14 protein-coding genes and 1 tRNA gene are annotated in these 17,997 nt (G+C 64.4%); 12 read left to right on the plus strand and 3 right to left on the minus strand.

Going from position 1 to position 17,997, the window contains the following annotated elements; all coding sequences use genetic code 11:
- Positions 1 to 51: 51 nt before the first annotated feature.
- The 8 genes from EN846_RS01220 (at position 52) to EN846_RS01255 (ending at position 9,740) form a co-directional block, all read left to right on the plus strand.
- Positions 52 to 696: a cytochrome c family protein gene (locus tag EN846_RS01220; RefSeq protein WP_127310765.1), complete on the plus strand. Its 645-nt coding sequence runs from the start codon at positions 52 to 54 to the stop codon at positions 694 to 696.
- Positions 697 to 852: 156 nt separating this feature from the next.
- The gene (locus tag EN846_RS01225) at positions 853 to 2,730 is read left to right on the plus strand and encodes an extracellular solute-binding protein (protein ID WP_127391805.1); all 1,878 of its coding nucleotides are present in this window, start codon (positions 853 to 855) and stop codon (positions 2,728 to 2,730) included.
- A complete protein-coding gene (locus EN846_RS01230; protein ID WP_245493373.1) occupies positions 2,730 to 4,613 on the plus strand; it encodes an extracellular solute-binding protein in 1,884 nt (627 codons plus the stop codon). The genes EN846_RS01225 and EN846_RS01230 overlap by 1 nt, the downstream gene beginning before the upstream one ends.
- A complete protein-coding gene (locus EN846_RS01235; RefSeq protein WP_127391804.1) occupies positions 4,600 to 4,893 on the plus strand; it encodes a hypothetical protein in 294 nt (97 codons plus the stop codon). The genes EN846_RS01230 and EN846_RS01235 overlap by 14 nt, the downstream gene beginning before the upstream one ends.
- The gene (locus EN846_RS01240) at positions 4,893 to 5,993 is read left to right on the plus strand and encodes a microcin C ABC transporter permease YejB (protein ID WP_128274875.1); all 1,101 of its coding nucleotides are present in this window, start codon (positions 4,893 to 4,895) and stop codon (positions 5,991 to 5,993) included. Before EN846_RS01235 ends, EN846_RS01240 begins: the two co-directional genes overlap by 1 nt.
- On the plus strand, positions 5,993 to 7,132 hold the full coding sequence (locus EN846_RS01245; protein WP_127393953.1) for an ABC transporter permease: 1,140 nt from the start codon (positions 5,993 to 5,995) through the stop codon (positions 7,130 to 7,132). The genes EN846_RS01240 and EN846_RS01245 overlap by 1 nt, the downstream gene beginning before the upstream one ends.
- Complete coding sequence (locus EN846_RS01250) at positions 7,129 to 8,757, plus strand: ABC transporter ATP-binding protein (protein ID WP_127393952.1); 1,629 nt, start codon at positions 7,129 to 7,131, stop codon at positions 8,755 to 8,757. The genes EN846_RS01245 and EN846_RS01250 overlap by 4 nt, the downstream gene beginning before the upstream one ends.
- A gap of 41 nt (positions 8,758 to 8,798) precedes the next feature.
- A complete protein-coding gene (locus EN846_RS01255; RefSeq protein ID WP_128275637.1) occupies positions 8,799 to 9,740 on the plus strand; it encodes a glyoxylate/hydroxypyruvate reductase A in 942 nt (313 codons plus the stop codon).
- Between the two features lie 105 nt (positions 9,741 to 9,845).
- Here EN846_RS01255 and EN846_RS01260 read toward each other — a convergent pair whose 3' ends face one another.
- Together EN846_RS01260 and EN846_RS01265 are read right to left on the minus strand one after the other, a co-directional pair.
- Complete coding sequence (locus EN846_RS01260) at positions 9,846 to 10,220, minus strand: hypothetical protein (RefSeq protein ID WP_127286553.1); 375 nt, start codon at positions 10,218 to 10,220, stop codon at positions 9,846 to 9,848.
- A gap of 82 nt (positions 10,221 to 10,302) precedes the next feature.
- Positions 10,303 to 11,235 (minus strand): methyltransferase domain-containing protein, encoded by a 933-nt coding sequence (locus tag EN846_RS01265; protein ID WP_127286552.1) that lies wholly within the window; start codon positions 11,233 to 11,235, stop codon positions 10,303 to 10,305.
- 106 nt (positions 11,236 to 11,341) lie between these two features.
- On the opposite strand from EN846_RS01265, the gene EN846_RS01270 reads away from it, so the two are divergent.
- Together EN846_RS01270 and EN846_RS01280 are read left to right on the plus strand one after the other, a co-directional pair.
- Positions 11,342 to 12,352, plus strand: coding sequence for a ligase-associated DNA damage response exonuclease (locus tag EN846_RS01270; protein WP_127391289.1), 1,011 nt, complete (start codon positions 11,342 to 11,344; stop codon positions 12,350 to 12,352).
- Between the two features lie 229 nt (positions 12,353 to 12,581).
- On the plus strand, positions 12,582 to 14,180 hold the full coding sequence (locus EN846_RS01280) for a cisplatin damage response ATP-dependent DNA ligase (protein ID WP_127391288.1): 1,599 nt from the start codon (positions 12,582 to 12,584) through the stop codon (positions 14,178 to 14,180).
- A gap of 11 nt (positions 14,181 to 14,191) precedes the next feature.
- Here the strand turns inward: EN846_RS01280 and EN846_RS01285 are convergent, their stop codons facing one another.
- Positions 14,192 to 15,379, minus strand: coding sequence for a hypothetical protein (locus EN846_RS01285; RefSeq protein ID WP_127391287.1), 1,188 nt, complete (start codon positions 15,377 to 15,379; stop codon positions 14,192 to 14,194).
- A 354-nt stretch (positions 15,380 to 15,733) separates the two neighbouring features.
- Here EN846_RS01285 and EN846_RS01290 point away from each other — a divergent pair.
- Positions 15,734 to 15,809 (plus strand) — tRNA-Thr (locus EN846_RS01290).
- A gap of 358 nt (positions 15,810 to 16,167) precedes the next feature.
- Entirely contained in the window at positions 16,168 to 17,991 is a 1,824-nt protein-coding gene (locus EN846_RS01295) for an adenylate/guanylate cyclase domain-containing protein (RefSeq protein WP_135913819.1), read from the plus strand.
- Positions 17,992 to 17,997: the final 6 nt, after the last annotated feature.

Below are 17,997 nucleotides of genomic sequence, written 5' to 3' on the forward strand. Positions count from 1 at the left end.
CGACGGACGGAGTGGACGGATCGGTCCGCCGGAAAAGGGAGCAAGGGGCGTATGGATTCCAACGAAGTCAACAAGCTGCTCGCCGGTCTCCTTGGCACCGTCTTCGTCGTCTTTTCGGTCGGCATCGTGTCCGACGCACTGTTTGCCTCGCCCGCACCCGAGAAGCCCGGCTTCGCCATTGAGGCGGCAGAGCCCGCCGAAGGTGGCCCGGCCGCCCCGGCCGCTGAAGCCAAGCCGATCGCCGACCTGCTCGCCACCGCCAATGTCGAGGCGGGCGCGGCCGTGTTCAAGAAATGCCAGGCCTGCCATTCCGGCGAGAAGGGCGGCCCGAACAAGGTCGGCCCCGATCTCTGGGACATCGTCGACCGTCCCGTCGCCGAGCATGAGGGCTTCGCCTATTCGGCCGGCATGAAGGATTTTTCCAAGGGCGGCGCCGAGAAGTGGACCTACGACAACCTCAACCACTTCATCACTTCGCCGAAGAAGTTCGTGAAGGGCACGGCGATGGGTTTTGCCGGCCTGCCGAAGGACGAGGACCGTGCCAACGTGATCGCCTATCTGCGCACGCTGTCGGACAGCCCCAAGCCGTTGCCGGCGCCGGGCGCTGCGGCCGAAGCCAAGCCTGCTGAAGGTGCCGCGCCGGCCAAGCCGGCCGAGGGCGCAGCCCCCGCCAAGCCGGCGGCACCCGCTCAATAAACAATTTGTCATAACACATCCTCAGAAAAGCCGGGTTCGTCCCGGCTTTTCTGTTAGGAAAACCGCATGTGTGGCGACAAAGCCTGCGCATTGCGGTTTTCACGGTCGTCAAATGATCTAGATTGCCGGTGGGGATTGTTCGCTAGAGGAGAACGCATGACGGTTGGCCGAACTGTTCTCAAATCCGCACTGATCGCGGCCGCCCTTGCTGGCAGCCTGCAGGCCGGCTTCGCGGATGAATGGCGCACCACCTCCTCGCTGATCGGCGACTCCAAATACGGCGACAACTTCCAGCACTACGATTACGTCAATCCGGACGCGCCGAAGGGCGGCACCTACAATTCCGTCGTTCTCGGCACCTTCGACAGCTTCAACCCCTACATCGTGCAGGGCTCGCCGGCCGCGGGGCTGGTCGGCTTCGGTGGCGGGCTGCTCTACGACACGCTGATGGAGCAGTCGACCGACGAAGGCAGCACCAGCCATCCGCTGATCGCGGACGCTTACAAATATCCGGCCGACTATTCCTCGGCGACCTACCGGCTGGACCCGAGGGCAAGATGGCATGACGGCCAGCCGATCACCACCGACGACGTGATCTGGTCGTTCCAGGTGCTGAAGGCCAACAGCCCGCAATACAGCCGCTATTTCGAGAACGTTACCGACGCCGTCGCCATCTCGGACCGCGAGGTCGAGTTCCATTTCAACCAGAAGGGCAATCGCGAGCTGCCGAAGATCATCGGCGACCTCGCCGTGCTGCCGAAGCACTGGTGGGAAGGCACCGACGCCAACGGCAAGAAGCGCGATGTCACCAGACCGACGCTGGAACCGCCGCTCGGCTCGGCCGCCTACAAGATCGCCAGCTTCAAGCCGGGTTCGGAAATCGTCTGGCAGCGCGTGCCGGACTATTGGGCCGCCAAGCTGCCGGTGAAGATCGGCCGCGAGAATTTCGATACGCAGCGTTTCACCTACATCCTCGATGACAATGCCGCCTGGCAGGCCTTCACAAAAGGCGGACTTGACGACATCAAGCCGGAAAACAGCTCGAAGCGCTGGAAGACGTTCTATAATTTCCCGGCGATCCAGGCCGGCGACGTCATCAAACAGGAGTTCAAGACCACCTCACCCGAGCCGATGCAGGCCTTCATGCTGAACCAGCGGCGTCCCCTGTTTGGGGATCGCCTGGTGCGCGAGGGACTGACCTATCCGTTCGATTTCGAGACGATGAACCGCACGCTTTTCTATGGTTTCAACACCCGCACGCAGAGCTATTTCCAGGGCACGGAACTGGCATCCAGCGGCCTGCCGCAGGGCAAGGAGCTGGAAATCCTGGAAAAGTACCGCGACAAGCTGCCATCCGAGCTCTTCACGCAGGAATTCAAGCTGCCGGTCTATGATACCCCTCAGGCCGAGCGGAAATATCTGAAGCAGGCGGTCGAGCTGTTCGCCAAGGCCGGCTGGGTCATCAAGGGCGGCAAGATGGTGAATGCCAAGACCGGCGCGCCATTCAAATTCGAGATCCTCGGCTGGAACGATACCGACCAGGTCATCGCCAGTCCCTGGATCGCCAATCTGCGTAAGATCGGTGTCGATGCGACGCTGCGCATCATCGACCAGACCCAGTATGTCAACCGCGTCAACAATTTCGATTACGACGTCATCATAGGTCAGCTCGGGCAGTCTGAATCGCCCGGCAACGAGCAGCGCGACTTCTGGAGCTCGAAGGCCGCCGACAAGCCTGGGTCGCGCAACTATGCCGGCATCAAAGATCCGGTCGTCGACGCGCTCGTCGACCGCATCATCTTCGCCACCGACCGCGACGACCTCGTCGCCGCCACCCACGCGCTCGACCGGGTGCTGCTGTGGAACTTCTATGTGGTGCCGCAATACTACCGCGCCGTGCTGTGGCTCGCCTACTGGAACAAGTTCGGCATCCCGGAAAAGCAGCCGACCTATAGCGGCGCCGACCAGAGTTCCTGGTGGATCGACCCGGCGAAGGAAAAGGCGCTGGCCGCCAAATACAAGAGCAGCAATTGATGGGTCGACAACCGACGATGGCGCTCTCCCGCCGCGATGTCCTGGCGCTCGGCGCCGCCGCCACGGCCGCCGCGCTATTACCCGGCCGCGCCTTCGCCGCCACTCCGACGGGCGTGAAACTGCACGGACTGTCGGCGTTCGGCGACTTGAAATACAAACCCGACTTCACGCATTTCGGCTACGTCAATCCGGACGCGCCGAAAGGCGGCCAGATGAATTTCGCGCCGCCGAACGCCACCCTGAATCAGAGTTTCCTGACGTTCAACACGTTGAACTCCCTGGTGCTGAAGGGGGATTCGCCACCGCGAACCGAACTCTGTTTCGATTCGCTGATGACAAGCGCGCTCGATGAACCGGACGCGGTCTATGGCCTGCTTGCCGAGACCGTCACCTTGTCGCCGGACCGCAACGGCTTCCGCTTCAACCTGCGGCCGCAAGCGCGCTTTCACGACGGTTCGCCGCTCACCGCCGCCGACGTAGCCTTCGCCTTGAAGCTCTACAAGGAGGCCGGCCATCCGAATCTTTCCCAGCCGCTGCGGTTCATGACGGACGCGATCGCCCCGGATCCCGTCACCCTGGACTTGACCTTCAACGGCGAACAGTCCGCGCAGAACATCCTCTCGGTCGTCGCGATGCCGATCGTGTCCAAGGCCTTTTACACCGCCAATCAATTCGATGCCTCGACGATGACGCCGCCACTGAGTTCCGGACCATACAGACTGGGACGCGTGGTGGCCGGACAAAGCGTCGAGTATGACCGCGTCGCCGACTATTGGGGTCGCGATCTCGCCGTGAACCGTGGTCTCAACAATTTCGATCGCATCCGCATCGACTTTTACCTCGACCGCCAGGCGGCGTTCGAGGCCTTCAAGAAGGGCGACACGCATTTTCGCGAGGAGTTCACCTCGCGGGTATGGGCAACCGGTTATGATTTTCCGGCGCTCAAGGACGGCAGGGTCGTCAAACGGGAATTTCCCGGCGAGAAGACACCCGACATGCAGTCCGTCGCGCTGAACCAGCGCCGTCCGCAATTCCGCGATGTTCGCGTGAGACTGGCGATCGCCAATTGCTTCGACTTCGAATGGACCAGGCGCGCCCTGTTTTTCGGTTCCTACGAGCGTTCGCAATCGAATTTCGAACGCTCGGACTACAAGGCCGAGGGTCTGCCCTCGCCTGAGGAATTGGCCTTGCTGGAACCGTTCCGGGCCGAGTTGCCGCCAGAAACCTTCGGCGAGCCGGTCATGCAGCCTGTATCCGACGGTTCGGGCCGCGACCGCAAACTGCTCGGCAAGGCCTCGACGCTGCTTGCCGAAGCCGGCTGGAAGCGGACGGGCGACTTCGTCGTCAATGAAAAGGGCGAGCGCCTGCGTGTGGAAATGCTGGCCGAAGATGATGGCATCGTCCGTCTCTTGACCAAATGGTCCGAGAACATGAAGGCTATCGGGATCGACGCGTCGATCCGGCAGGTCGATTCGACACAATATGAACAGCGGCAGAGTGATTTCGACTTCGATTTCAACCTTCTCCATTGGTCGATCGGGGCAACGCCCACTGCCGATGGACTGGAGATGCTCTACGATTCCCGAATGGCGAAAACGCCGGGGCAGCGCAACTATCCGGGCACCGAAAGCAAGGCCATCGACGCGCTGATCGTGGCCGCAGGCAAGGCGAAAACCAGAACGGAACTCGTCACGGCGCTGAGGGCGCTCGACCGGGTCTTGCGCGCGCGGCTAGACTGGATTCCAACATATTATCTCGCGAATCACCGCGTCGCCTATTGGGACATGTTCGGCTTTCCGGAACAGAAACCCGATTTCGGCTTTCCGGTCGAAACGCTGTGGTGGGTCGACAAGGGCAAGGCGGCAAAGATTGGCAAAGGGTGAATTTCTTGCGGGCGTTGGCGCCGCCCCTCACCTGCCTGCCGGCATCCTCTCCCCGTATGGTAACGGGGAGAGGGAGGCCTTCACCAATGGTTTCGCCAATCGCAAGCGTCGCAGCGAAAGCGCCGAGATTGGGGCCAGCCCCTTTCTCCCCGTCTCTATACGGGGAGAAATGTCCGGCAGGACAATGAGGGGCGGCGCCGGCGTCGACAATTGGTCTGAAGCGACTGCCTTGGCGACGCTTTCAGGTACGGCGGGCCTACTCAAGAAGGACGATGCCTGATGGGCGCCTATATACTGCGCCGCATCCTGTTGATGATCCCGACGTTGTTCGGCATCATGGCGATTTCCTTCGCCGTCATCCAGTTCGCCCCCGGCGGGCCGGTCGAGCAGGTCATCGCCAGGCTCACCCACCAGGGCGGCACCGACCGCCTGGGCGGCGGCGGTGGCGATGCCGGCGGCGGTGGCGGCAATGTCGATGTCGCCGGCGACGTCAGCTCGAAATATCGCGGCGCGCAAGGGCTCGATCCGGAATTCATCAAGAAGCTGGAAAAGCAGTTCGGCTTCGACAAGCCGCCGCTCGAGCGCTTCGGCATGATGCTGTGGAACTACGCCCGCTTCGATTTCGGCGACAGCTATTTCCGCGACATCTCGGTGCTCAAGCTGATCCTGGAAAAGATGCCGGTGTCGATCTCGATCGGCCTGTGGATCACGCTTCTGTCCTACCTGATCTCGATTCCGCTCGGCATCCGCAAGGCGGTCAAGGACGGCTCGGCCTTCGACGTCTGGACCAGCGGCGTGGTCATCGTCGGCTACGCCATTCCCGGCTTCCTGTTCGGCATCCTGTTGATGGTGCTGTTTGCCGGCGGCTCGTTCTGGGACTGGTTTCCGCTGCGCGGCATCGTCTCGGACAATTGGGACCAGCTCTCCTGGCCGGACAAGATCGTCGACTATTTCTGGCACATGACCTTGCCGCTGACGGCGCTGGTGCTGTCAGCCTTCGCCACGACGACGCTGCTGACCAAGAACTCCTTCCTTGAAGAAATCCGCAAGCAGTATGTGGTGACGGCGCGCGCCAAGGGCCTGTCGGAGCGCAAGGTGCTCTACGGCCACGTCTTCCGCAACGCCATGCTGATCGTCATCGCAGGCTTTCCCGGCGCCTTCATCTCGGCCTTCTTCACCGGGTCGCTGTTGATCGAGAACATCTTCTCGCTCGACGGGCTCGGCCTGCTCGGCTTCAAGTCCGTCGTCGACCGCGACTATCCGGTGGTGTTTGCCAACCTCTACATCTTCTCGCTGCTCGGCCTGTTCATCAATCTTCTGTCCGACCTCATCTACACATGGGTCGATCCGCGCATCGATTTCGAGCGGAGGGACGTCTGATGGCGGAAGCCGCTGCCGCAACGACGCCCGCCCGCATCGCCCGCCCCTGGCTGTCGCCGCTCAACCAGCGGCGCCTGCAGAACTTCAAGTCGAACCGGCGCGGCTTCTGGTCGTTGTGGATCTTTCTCATCCTGTTCGTGCTGTCGCTGTTTTCCGAGTTCATCGCCAACGACAAGCCGATCATCGCCTCCTACAAGGGCGAGATCCTGTTTCCGGTGCTGGTCGCCTATCCGGAAGAGAAATTCGGCGGCTTCTATGCCGTGACCGATTATCGCGACCCCGTCATCCAAGACGAGATCAACGCCAATGGCTGGATGATCTGGCCACCGGTGCGCTACTCCTACCAGACGGTCAACAACGCCATTCCCGAGGCGGCTCCGACCAAGCCGTCCTGGCTCTACGACAAGAAGACGCTCTGCAACCAATACCCGCAAGGCGCGGCCGACCCGAACTGCTCGGTCGGCAACTGGAACTGGCTGGGCACCGACGACCAGGCGCGGGACGTGCTGGCGCGGCTGATCTACGGCTTCAGGATATCCGTCCTGTTCGGCCTGATCCTGACCGTGGGATCGTCGCTGATCGGCGTGGCGGCCGGCGCCATGCAGGGCTATTTCGGCGGCTGGACGGACCTTCTGTTCCAGCGCTTCATCGAGATCTGGTCGGCAATCCCGGTGCTCTATCTGCTCCTCATCGTCGCCGCCATCTTGCCGCCCGGCTTCTTCATCCTGCTCGGCCTGATGCTCTTGTTCTCCTGGGTGGCGCTGGTTGGCGTGGTCAGGGCCGAGTTCCTGCGCGCCCGCAACTTCGAATATGTCAACGCCGCGCGCGCCCTCGGCGTGCCCAACCGCACGATCATGTTCCGGCACCTGTTGCCCAACGCCATGGTGGCGACGCTGACCTTCCTGCCCTTCCTGCTCTCCGGCTCGATCTCGACGCTGACCTCGCTCGACTATCTCGGCTTCGGCCTGCCGCCGGGCTCGGCCTCGCTCGGCGAAATGCTTAAGCAGGCGCAGCGTAACCTCAACGCGCCGTGGCTCGGCATTTCCGCCTTCATCGTCATCTCGCTGATGCTGTCGCTGCTGGTTTTCGTCGGCGAGGCGACGCGCGACGCCTTCGATCCGCGCAAGACGTTCAAATGAGCGAGCCCCTGCTTTCCGTCCGCGATTTCAGCGTCGCCTTCGCGCAAGGCGGCAAGCAGTCGCTGGCCGTCGACCACATCTCCTTCGACATCGCCAAGGGCGAGACGGTGGCGCTGGTCGGGGAGTCCGGTTCCGGCAAGTCGGTCTCGGCGCTGTCGGTGCTGAAGCTCCTGCCCTACCCGACGGCCAGCCACCCGTCCGGACGGATTCTGTTCCAGGGCGCCGACCTGTTGGCCATGGACGAGAAAGCGCTGAGGCGCGTGCGCGGCAACAAGATCACCATGATCTTCCAGGAGCCGATGACCTCGCTCAATCCGCTGCACACAATCGAGCAGCAGGTCGTCGAGGTGCTGAAGCTGCACCAGGGGCTCGGCGACAGGCAGGCTCGAGCGCGCACGCTGGAACTGCTCAACGAGGTCGGCATACGCGACCCGGAAAAGAGGCTCGACGCCTATCCGCACCAGCTTTCCGGCGGCCAGCGCCAGCGTGTCATGATCGCCATGGCGCTGGCCAACGAGCCGGAGCTTCTGATCGCCGACGAGCCGACGACGGCGCTCGACGTCACCGTGCAGGCGCAGATCCTCGAGCTGCTTGCGAAGCTCAAGGCCCGCAAGGGCATGTCGATGCTGTTCATCACCCATGATCTCGGCATCGTCAGGAAGATCGCCGACCGCGTCTGCGTGATGACCAAGGGCAAGATCGTCGAGAGCGGCCCGACCAAGGACATCTTCGCCAATCCGCAGCATGCCTATACCAAGCACCTGCTGGCGGCCGAGCCGAAAGGCAAGCCGCCGGCTGCGAATACCGACGCCAGGGCGGTGATGATGGGCAAGGACATCAAGGTCTGGTTCCCGATCAAGCGCGGCTTCTTCCGCCGCACCGTCGACAATGTGAAGGCGGTGGACGGGATCGACGTCACCGTGCGGGCCGGCCAGACGCTCGGCGTCGTCGGCGAATCCGGCTCGGGCAAGACGACGCTTGGGCTGGCGCTTGCCAGGATGATCTCGTCGACCGGAACCATCCAGTTCGACGGGCGCGACATCAACCAGCTCTCCTTCAATGCCATGCGGCCGCTCAGGCGCGAGCTGCAGATCGTTTTCCAGGACCCGTTCGGCTCGCTCAGCCCGCGCATGTCGATCGCCGAGATCATCGAGGAAGGACTGAGGATCCACGAGCCGAAGCTCACGCCCGACCAGCGCGACGACAAGGTCGTCGACGTGCTGAAGGAGGTCGGGCTCGATCCCGAGACGCGCAACCGCTATCCGCACGAATTCTCCGGCGGCCAGCGCCAGCGCGTGGCCATCGCCCGCGCCATGGTGCTCAACCCGCGCTTCGTCATGCTGGACGAGCCGACCTCGGCGCTCGACATGAGCGTGCAGGCGCAGGTCGTCGACCTCCTGCGCAGCCTGCAGGCCAAGCACGATCTCGCCTATCTGTTCATCAGCCACGACCTGAAAGTCATCCGCGCGCTTGCCAACGACGTCATCGTCATGCGCAATGGCCAGATCGTCGAAGCCGGGCCTTCCGAACAGATTTTTGGCAGCCCGCAAACCGACTATACTCGGGCACTGATCTCGGCCGCGTTCCGGATCGAGACGGCGCCGACCGGCGTGGTCAGCGAATAGGCAGGGCCAAAGCTGAAATGACAGGGAAGAAAAATCCGCACATGGAAAAAGGCCGCGTCCTGCTTGCCGTCACCGGCTTTCATCCGCAGCGCTGGCGCGAGCTGCTCTCGGCCCAGCGCGAGGTGGTGCTGGAGCCGGACGGCGCCAGCGATCCCTCGATTACCTATGCGGTGGTGTGGAAGCAGAAGGCCAACCTGCTTTCGTCCCTGCCCAATCTGCGCGCCATCTTCTCGATCGGCGCCGGCGTCGACCATATCTTCGCCGATCCCGGCCTGCCCGACGTGCCGATCGTCAAGGTGGTCGCCGACAACCTCACCCAATACATGACCGAGTATGTGGTCTGGCGCGTGCTCGACCATCACCGCCAGGGCATGCTCTATCAAGCGCAGCAGAAGAAGAAGACCTGGCACGAACCGCCGCAGCGGCCGGCCGGCGACATCTCGGTCGGCATCATGGGGCTCGGCAATCTCGGCCGCGCGGCGGCGTCGGTGCTGTTGTCGCTGGGCTTCGCGGTCAATGGCTGGTCGCGGACGGAGCGGCCGATGAAAGGTGTTTCCACCTATGCGGGCGAGGTCGGGCTGATCCCTTTCCTCAACGCCACCGACATATTGGTGGTGCTGCTGCCGCTGACGGCCCAGACACAAGGCATCGTCAACTACAGTCTTCTGAAGGAACTGCGCAAGCGCAACGGCCTCGGCGGCTCGGTGCTGATCAATGCCGGACGCGGACGCCTGCAGAAGGATGCCGACATCCTGCGCGCGCTGGAGGACGGCACGCTGAAGGAGGCGAGCCTCGACGTGTTCGAGGTCGAGCCGTTGCCGAAGACCAGCCCGCTATGGGCGCATCCGAAGGTGTTCGTGACGCCGCATGCGGCGGCGACCTCCGATCCTGTGCATCTGGTGCCGATCATGCTGCGGCAGATGGCGGCTTACGAGCGCGGCGAGAAGCTCGACAATATCGTCGACCGCGAGGCCGGATACTAGAGCGGTTCAGCGTTTCATGAATCGCCGAACCGCTCTATCTATTTGTTTCTACGCAATTCCGGACGGAAAACCGTTACACACTTTTCCTGGAATTGCTCTAAATCCTCAAGACGGCTTCGAGCCGGGCAGCTCGAACTTGTTCTTCTTTTTCGGCTGGCCGCAGTCGCGGCGCTCGATCGACCGGTTCATGGCGTCGATCTGGCCGCTTGCCCTGTCGCTGTCGCGCGTCGCCTTGGAGCGCATGTCGGGCGTGAACGGACCGAAACCCATGGCCGGGTTGGAGAAGGTCGTCTTGGCGGTCGTCGGCAGGTGATTTTGCTCGGCCAGCCCATTGCGCTGGGCAATCAGCTGATCGCACGGCACGCTGTCATATTGCAGCGAGGACTGAACGTCCTCGTCCTGGCGTTCCGCCATCGAGGTGCCGCCGACGCAGCCGGCCATTGCCAGGCACGAGGCCAAGGCCATCATGTTCCAGCGCATGGTGTCCCTCTCTTTCTGTGTCCGCCCCGTACAACCCCGACACGAGATTCGGGCTTTTTCGCAGCAGGAACCTGGCGCAGGTTCACGACGTCGACGATTTCCCCGCCACCACGGCGAGGCCATCGATCGGCTCGTGGCGGTCGTGGCGGACGATCGTGCTGTCCAGCGACAAGATCGAAAAGCCGCTGGCGGCCAGAACGCCCCGCACGTAGCCTTGCGAATGCGCATAGCGGCGGGACGGGCGCAGCGCGAAACCGTTGCCGCCGCCCAGTTCTCCATCAGCCAGCGTCTCGACGGAGAAGGCAAACAATCCATCCTCGGAAAGCATGCCGGCGACGGTGCTCACAATGCCTTCGAGCGCGCCGACATAGATGAACACGTCGGCCGCCACCACCAGATCGGCCTTCGGGCCGGCAAACGCAAAGTCCTGCAGGTCGGCCTTGACGAGCCGGTCGTAAATGCCCTTGGCCCGCGCCTGCTTCAGCATGGCCGCCGAGATGTCGCAGCCCTCCAGCCGGTCGGCGATCGGCCGCAGCCTTTCGCCCATCAGGCCGGTGCCGCAGCCGAGGTCGACCGCCAGAGAGAAGCGGCCCGGCCGGACCGATCGAATGGCGTGATCGAGGAATTCTGGCATCCGGTAGCCGAGCTTGCCGACGAGCGACTCCTCAAAGGTAGCTGCATACTGGTCGAACAGGGTCTCGACGAAGGCGCTGGGCGGGGCTGCCGCAGCCGGCGCCTTGCCGATTAGTTGCAGCTTCAGCGCGGCGCCCAGCCGGTCCGCAGGCTCCAGCCGCATCGCCATCGCCCAGGCCTGCGCGGCCTGCTCGGGCTGGCCGGCGGCTTCCTGCATCTCGCCGAGGCGGAACCAGCCGGCCGACCATTGCGGCGCCAGCTCGAGCGCGCCGAGCAGCAGCTCCGCCGCAGCAGTGGGATCGCCGGAGGCGCCGAGCATCTCGGCGAAGTCGGCGCGGCGGTCGGCGGTCAGGTCGCCGGACGAGGCCTGGAACGGTTTCATGGTGCAAGGATCCCACCGGCGATCGGACCGGCGACTGGCTGTAGGATGAGTCAGCAGTCTCTGGCAACAGGCTTCCCGCGCCGGATTTAGCCACTATCTTGAAGCCATGCGCGCCAGCGACCTGCTCAAGCCCCGCCCCGAGGGCCTCTACTGCCCGCCCGGCGATTTCTTCATCGACCCGGTGCGGCCGGTGGCCCGCGCGCTGATCACGCACGGCCATTCCGACCATGCGCGCTCCGGCCACGGCTCGGTGCTCGCGACCCGGCAGACGCTCGACATCATGGCGTTGCGTTATGGCGAGGATTTTGCCGGGGCCACGCAGGCCGCCGTCCTCGGCGAGACGATCGACCTCAACGGCGTGTCGGTCAGCTTTCATCCGGCGGGCCATGTGCTGGGCTCGGCGCAGATCGCAGTCGAGCATCGGGGCATGCGCATCGTCGCTTCCGGCGACTACAAGCGCCAGAAGGACGCCACCTGCCAGCCGTTCGAGCCGATCCCTTGCGACATCTTCATCACCGAGGCGACGTTCGGCCTGCCGGTGTTCCGCCATCCGCCGGACACCGAGGAAATCGTCCGGCTGCTGAAATCGGCGGCGCAGTTTCCGGAGCGCTCGCACCTGATCGGCGCCTATGCGCTCGGCAAGGCACAGCGCGTCATGCGGCTCTTGCGCGACTGCGGCTACGACAGGCCGATCTATATCCATGGCGCGCTGGCGAAGCTCAGCGAATATTACCAGAGCCAGGGCATCGACCTCGGGCAGCTCGACCCAGCAACGGTCGACAGCGGCGGCAAGGACGATTTCGCGGGCGCCATCGTCGTCGGTCCGCCGGCGGCCTTCGCCGACCGCTGGGCGCGGCGATTTCCCGACCCGATCTCCTGCTTCGCCTCGGGCTGGATGCGCATCCGCCAGCGCGCCAAGCAGGGCGGCGTCGAACTGCCGCTGATCATCTCCGACCATGCCGACTGGGACGAGCTGACCGCCACGATCAAGGAGACGGGTGCTGCGGAAATCTGGGTGACCCACGGCCGCGAGGAAGCGCTGGTGCGCTGGTGCGAGCTGGAAGGCATCGCAGCGCGGCCGCTGCATCTGGTGGGCTATGAGGACGAGGGCGATTGAACGTGACTGAGCCAATCCTCGATGCAGCGCCCTACGGCGCCCCCCTCTGGCCTGCCGGCCATCTCCCCCACTTGGGGGGAGATCAGATGTCACGCCGACCTTCGCCAATCACCGACGTTGCAGGAGATGAGCCGGCAGCCGAACTGCTGATCTCCCCCCTTGTGGGGGAGATGTCCGGCAGGACAGAGGGGGGCGCCACAGAACGAGACGCTGCCCCATTGGCGCCCCCATGAACCGCTTCGCCGAGCTCCTCGACCGCCTCGTGCTGACGCCGTCGCGCAACGGCAAGCTGACGCTGCTGACCGACTATTTCCGCAGCGTCGAAGACCCGGACCGTGGGCTGGCGCTGGCCGCGATCACCGGGGACCTGTCGATCGCGGCGGTGAAGCCGGCGATGCTGCGGGCGCTGGTGGTCGAGCGCATGGACCCGGTGCTGTTCGGCTATTCCTACGACTATGTCGGCGACCTCGCCGAGACGGTGTCGCTGGTCTGGCCGCAAGCGCCCGGAAATATCCCGAACCACGCGCCGACGCTGGCCGAGGTGGTCGGCAAGCTGCAGGCGGCGAGCCGCTCCGACGGTCCGAAGGTGCTGGCGAGGCTGCTCGACAGCGCCAGCATCTCGGCGCGCTTCGCCATCATCAAGCTCGTCACCGGCGGCCTGCGCATCGGCGTTTCGGCGCGGCTTGCCAAACAGGCGCTGGCCGATCTCGGCCAGGTCGACGTCACCGAAATCGAGGAGCTGTGGCACGGGCTGACGCCGCCCTACACCTCGCTGTTCGCCTGGCTGGAGGGCAAGGCCGGCAAGCCCGAACGGACCGCGCTGGCGCTGTTCAGTCCGGTGATGCTGGCCAATCCGGTCGGCGACGGCGATCTCGAAAAGCTCGACCCGGCCGACTACGCGGCCGAATGGAAATGGGACGGCATCCGCGTCCAGGCGGTGTGCGAAGGCGGCATCCGCCGGCTCTATTCGCGCACCGGCGACGACGTCTCCGGCGCCTTTCCCGACCTCGCCGCGGCGATGGATTTCTCCGCCGCGCTCGACGGCGAATTGCTGGTCGGCGATCCGCGTGAAGCGACAGGTACCTTTTCCGACCTGCAGCAGCGGCTGAACCGCAAGAGCGTGTCGTCGAAAATACAGCAGCAATACCCGGCCTTCATGCGTTGCTACGATGCGCTGCACATCGGCGGCGAGGATTTGCGCGCCCTACCTTTGCGCGAAAGACGGGATCGCCTCGAAGCCTTCATCGGCACGCTCGATCCAAGCCGCTTCGACCTCTCGCCGCTGGTCGAATTCCCCGACTGGCAGGCGCTGGAAGAGCTTCGCCAGGCGCCGCCGCATCCGATCATCGAAGGGGTGATGCTGAAGCGCTGGGATTCGCCCTATCTCGCCGGCCGGCCGAAGGGTCCGTGGTTCAAATGGAAGCGCGATCCGCACACGGTCGACGCGGTGCTGATGTATGCGCAGCGCGGCCATGGCAAGCGCTCGAGTTTCTACTCCGATTACACCTTCGGCGTCTGGTCGGGCCCGGAAGGCGCGGAAGAGCTGGTGCCGGTCGGCAAGGCCTATTTCGGCTTCACCGACGAGGAGCTGAAGCAGATCGACAAATATGTCCGCGACAACACTGTCGAGCGCTTCGGCCCGGTGCGCTCGGTTCGCGCCGACCGCGACAACGGCCTTGTGCTGGAGGTGGCGTTCGAGGGGCTCAACCGCTCGACCCGACACAAATCGGGCGTCGCCATGCGTTTTCCGCGTATTTCACGGCTGCGCTGGGACAAGCCGGCGGCCGAGGCGGACCGCATTGAGACGCTGCAGGCGTTGCTGGATTAGGAAATCCGACGCTACTGCGCGATCGAGACGCGGACCTCGTAGATATCGACCGACTTGCCCTGCTTGTCGAAGTCGGAGTTGATGGCAATGGTGCCGGCCGCGCCCGGCTGCTTGTCCGGGAACTGCACGTCGAACAGATATTCGTTGCGCTCGTGACCGACGGCATAGCGCTTGCGGCCGCAATCGCCGAGCTCGCCGAAATTGCAGTCGACCGAGATCTGCGTCTCCTTGCCCTCTTCCGAGCGGGCGACGATGTCGAACATGGCATGCTTGCCGACGAGCTTTTCCAGCACGCCCTGGCCGACGTCGAAGGCGATGGCCGAACCGGAAGCGCCGGAGCGGATGCGCAGGAACGAGCCGGTGTCGTCCTGCATCACCTCGGCCTTGGCGTCGGCGGGCGCCGCGACATGGGTCGGGTCGGCCGGTGAGAAGACACTGATCCAGTCGCGCTGCTGCGCGGCCTCGCCCTGTTTTTCCGGCGACCCGGCAGGCGGCTCGGCCGCCTCGTCGTCCTCGACCGTCGGCGGCGCCTGGGGCGGGCCGGTGTCGAGTTCGGCCGCGGTCTTGAAGACGCCGGTCTGCTTGGCGAAATAGAGCCCGATGCCGGCGGCGGCCAGCAGCGTCACGCCGAGGAAGATTGCCGTCAGCGGCAGGCGACGTCCCCTGATCCGCCGCTCGTCGCGATCCGGCGCCACCTCCGCCTCGCCGTCTTCCGCCGCGGCGGATGCCGGCGAATCGAGCGTCGGCGCATCGGGAAGGTCGCCGGGCATGATGTCGGGGACGACTGGCAGCACGCGCGAGCGTGGCGCATCGGAAGCTGAAGGCTGAACCGGGCCATCGACCACGATCGCCGGCGACGGCTGAGCGGGCGCGGCTTGCGTCGGCGGTTCCACTGTGGGCGCCGGCGCGGCGGTCTCGGCCGACACGGCGATTTCAGGGGCAACCGCCGCCGCCGTGTCACTGTCGTCCAGCGCGGCGACATCGGGGACCGCCGGCAGGAACTCCGATTCGATCTCGGCGATCTTGGCCTGCACCGCCTTGCGGCGCTTGATGGCCATTTCCACGGTCACGTTCGGATTGGCCTGCAGCACGCGGTCGAGCGCGGCAAAGGCCGAGCGATAGACCCGCTCGCGAAAGACGCGGTCCTCGGCATTGCCCTTCTCGAAGGCGTTGCGGATCGCTTTTTCGATCGCGTCCAAGCCAAATCCCTCTGCACATTCCTGCCATGATCGTTAGCGGCAGGCGGCCAATCAATCAACGGGCCGGCGGCCGCATTCTGCGCGGCGCAACCGGACAAACCGGATTTCGGCGGTTTTTTTCAAGGAAATCAATCTATTTCGCCGAGGCGGTCTCGCACCAGCCGCCAAGCGCCGTGCTTCGGACCGGCGTCGCATTGCTCCTGCGGCTGCTTTGAGGCAAGCCCGGAGCCGGCGCGAATTGCCAGTTCCGGCCCGAATTCGCGGTTGCTTATTTGAATTCGCCGCAAGCCATCTTGAATTCGCGGCGGGTTGAGTCTATCACGCAGCCCATCTTGGAGGCCTAGCGCTTCCCGGGCCGCTTTAGCTCAGTTGGTAGAGCACATCATTCGTAATGATGGGGTCGCGTGTTCGAGTCACGCAAGCGGCACCAGTTCCTCTGCTGAAATGCTTTATTTCCAAGAGGATACACAGGAGCGCGGTGGCATTCCAACCAACCGAAAATCCGCCTCGGATGACTTCGTTGGCAGGTCGGGTCGTGTCTCCATTTTGAAATCTGGCCGTTGTCTCGCCAGCTTTCCCAGCCATCCGGTGCAGACGCTGCTGAGGTTTGAGCGATCTCTGGCGACGATGGCCGATACAAAAGCACCGCCACGGTGGCGTCAGCCGGTTACACAGAGCGGGAAATATCTCCGGCCTTCTGGGCGTGGTGCGTCAGCGTCCCAGGGATAGGCAAGGTCAAGCTGCGTTCCGCATCGGCGAAGGGCGGAGGACTGGGAGAGATGGGAACCATGCGCGCGGCGCGTCTGGAAGTCGGCAGGACATGGACGGGAGGCGGTCCGCGTGCGGACGCCTGGCCGACGGGTGCAACGACCACGCAGCGTCACCTCGCGGCGATCCTAGCTTGCGACGTGGTCGGCTATTCGCGCCTGACGGAACGCGATGAGCGAGGCACGCTCGAACGGCTGAAAATCTACCGCAAGGATCTCCTCGAACCACTGGTCTCCGAGCACCGGGGTCGGATCGTCAAGCGCACCGGCGACGGCATGCTGTGCGAGTTCGCCAGCGTCGTCAACGCAGTGAACGCGGCGATCGCGATCCAGCAGGCCGTGGCGGACCGCGAGGCGGAGACGGCCGAGGACGAGCGGATTCACTTGCGCATCGGCGTCAATCTCGGCGACGTGGTCTGCGAGGAGGACGGCGACCTCTACGGCGACGGGGTCAACATCGCCGCCCGCCTCGAAGGCATCGCCGATCCCGGCACCGTGGTCGTCTCGGGTACCGCCTACGACCACCTTCAGGGCAAGCTCGACTGCGGCTTCACGCCGCTCGGCGAGCTGCGTCTGAAGAACATCGAGCGGCCCGTGCGCGCCTACCGCGTCGAGACTGACGCCAGCGCCGCGGTGGCTGCACCGCCTCCCTTGCCCGAGAGACCCTCGATCGCAGTCCTGCCTTTCACCAACATGAGCGGCGACCCCGACCAGGAATACTTCGCCGACGGGCTGGTCGAGGACATCATCACCGGATTGAGCCGGGTGAATTCCTTCTTCGTGATCGCCCGCAATTCGTCCTTCACCTACAAGGGCCGGGCGGTGGACCTGCGCCAGGTCGGGCGCGAGCTGGGCGTCCGCTACGTGCTCGAGGGCAGCATCCGCAGAGCAGGATCGCGGGTGCGCATCAGTGGGCAGTTGGTGGACGCGATCAGCGGACACCATATCTGGACCGACCGTTTCGAGGGCGACCTGAGCGACATCTTCGACCTGCAGGACAAGGTGACCGAGAGCGTCGTCGGCGCTGTCGAGCCGAGCATCCGGCTGGAGGAGATCAAGCAGGCGCGCATGAAGCCGACCGACTACATAAGCGCCTACGACCTCTACCTTCGCGCGCTGCCGCGCTTCTACAGCATGACGCGCGAAGGCTTTGCCGACGTGCGCCGGCTCACCAACGAGGCGCTCAGCATCGACCCCGGCTTCAACCTGGCGAAAGGACTCGGCGCCTATATCCGCAGCCTGTCCGTGAGCCAGTGCTGGCATGAGCCGGACGATACCCGCGTCGCCGCGCGCATGGCGCGCGAGGTGCTGGCGGAAGCGCGCGACGACCCCACGAGCCTGCGCTTCGCCGCGCAGGTGATCGCCTACAGCGCGAAAGAATACGAGATGGCGCTGCGCACGATCGAACGATCCCTGCTGCTCAACCCCAATTCGGCGCAGGGCCATACGGGTTGCGGCTGGGTGAACGCGCATTCCAGCCGCCCGCTCGTCGCGATCGAGCACTTTCACAGGGCGATGCGGCTGAGCCCGGTCGATCCCGAGAAGGGCATCGCGCTCTCCGGCATCGGCATGAGCTACCTGATGCTCGAGCGCTACGAGGAAGCGCTGGCATGGGGAGAACGCGCGCTGCACGAGATGCCGAACTACGGCTCGTCGCACCGGGTGGTTATCATGGCGCTGGTCAAACTGAACCGGCTTCACGAGGCGCAGGCGGCGGCGCGGCGGCTGATGGAGGCTTTCCCGACATACACGCTCACCCGGCAGAGGCAGATCAACCCGTGGCTGGACAAGGTGTTCGCCGAGCGTTACGTCGAGGCGCTGAGCATCGCCGGCGTGCCGGAGTGATCGTCG

This window comes from Mesorhizobium sp. M4B.F.Ca.ET.203.01.1.1 (assembly GCF_004791025.1).
Taxonomy (GTDB): domain Bacteria; phylum Pseudomonadota; class Alphaproteobacteria; order Rhizobiales; family Rhizobiaceae; genus Mesorhizobium; species Mesorhizobium abyssinicae.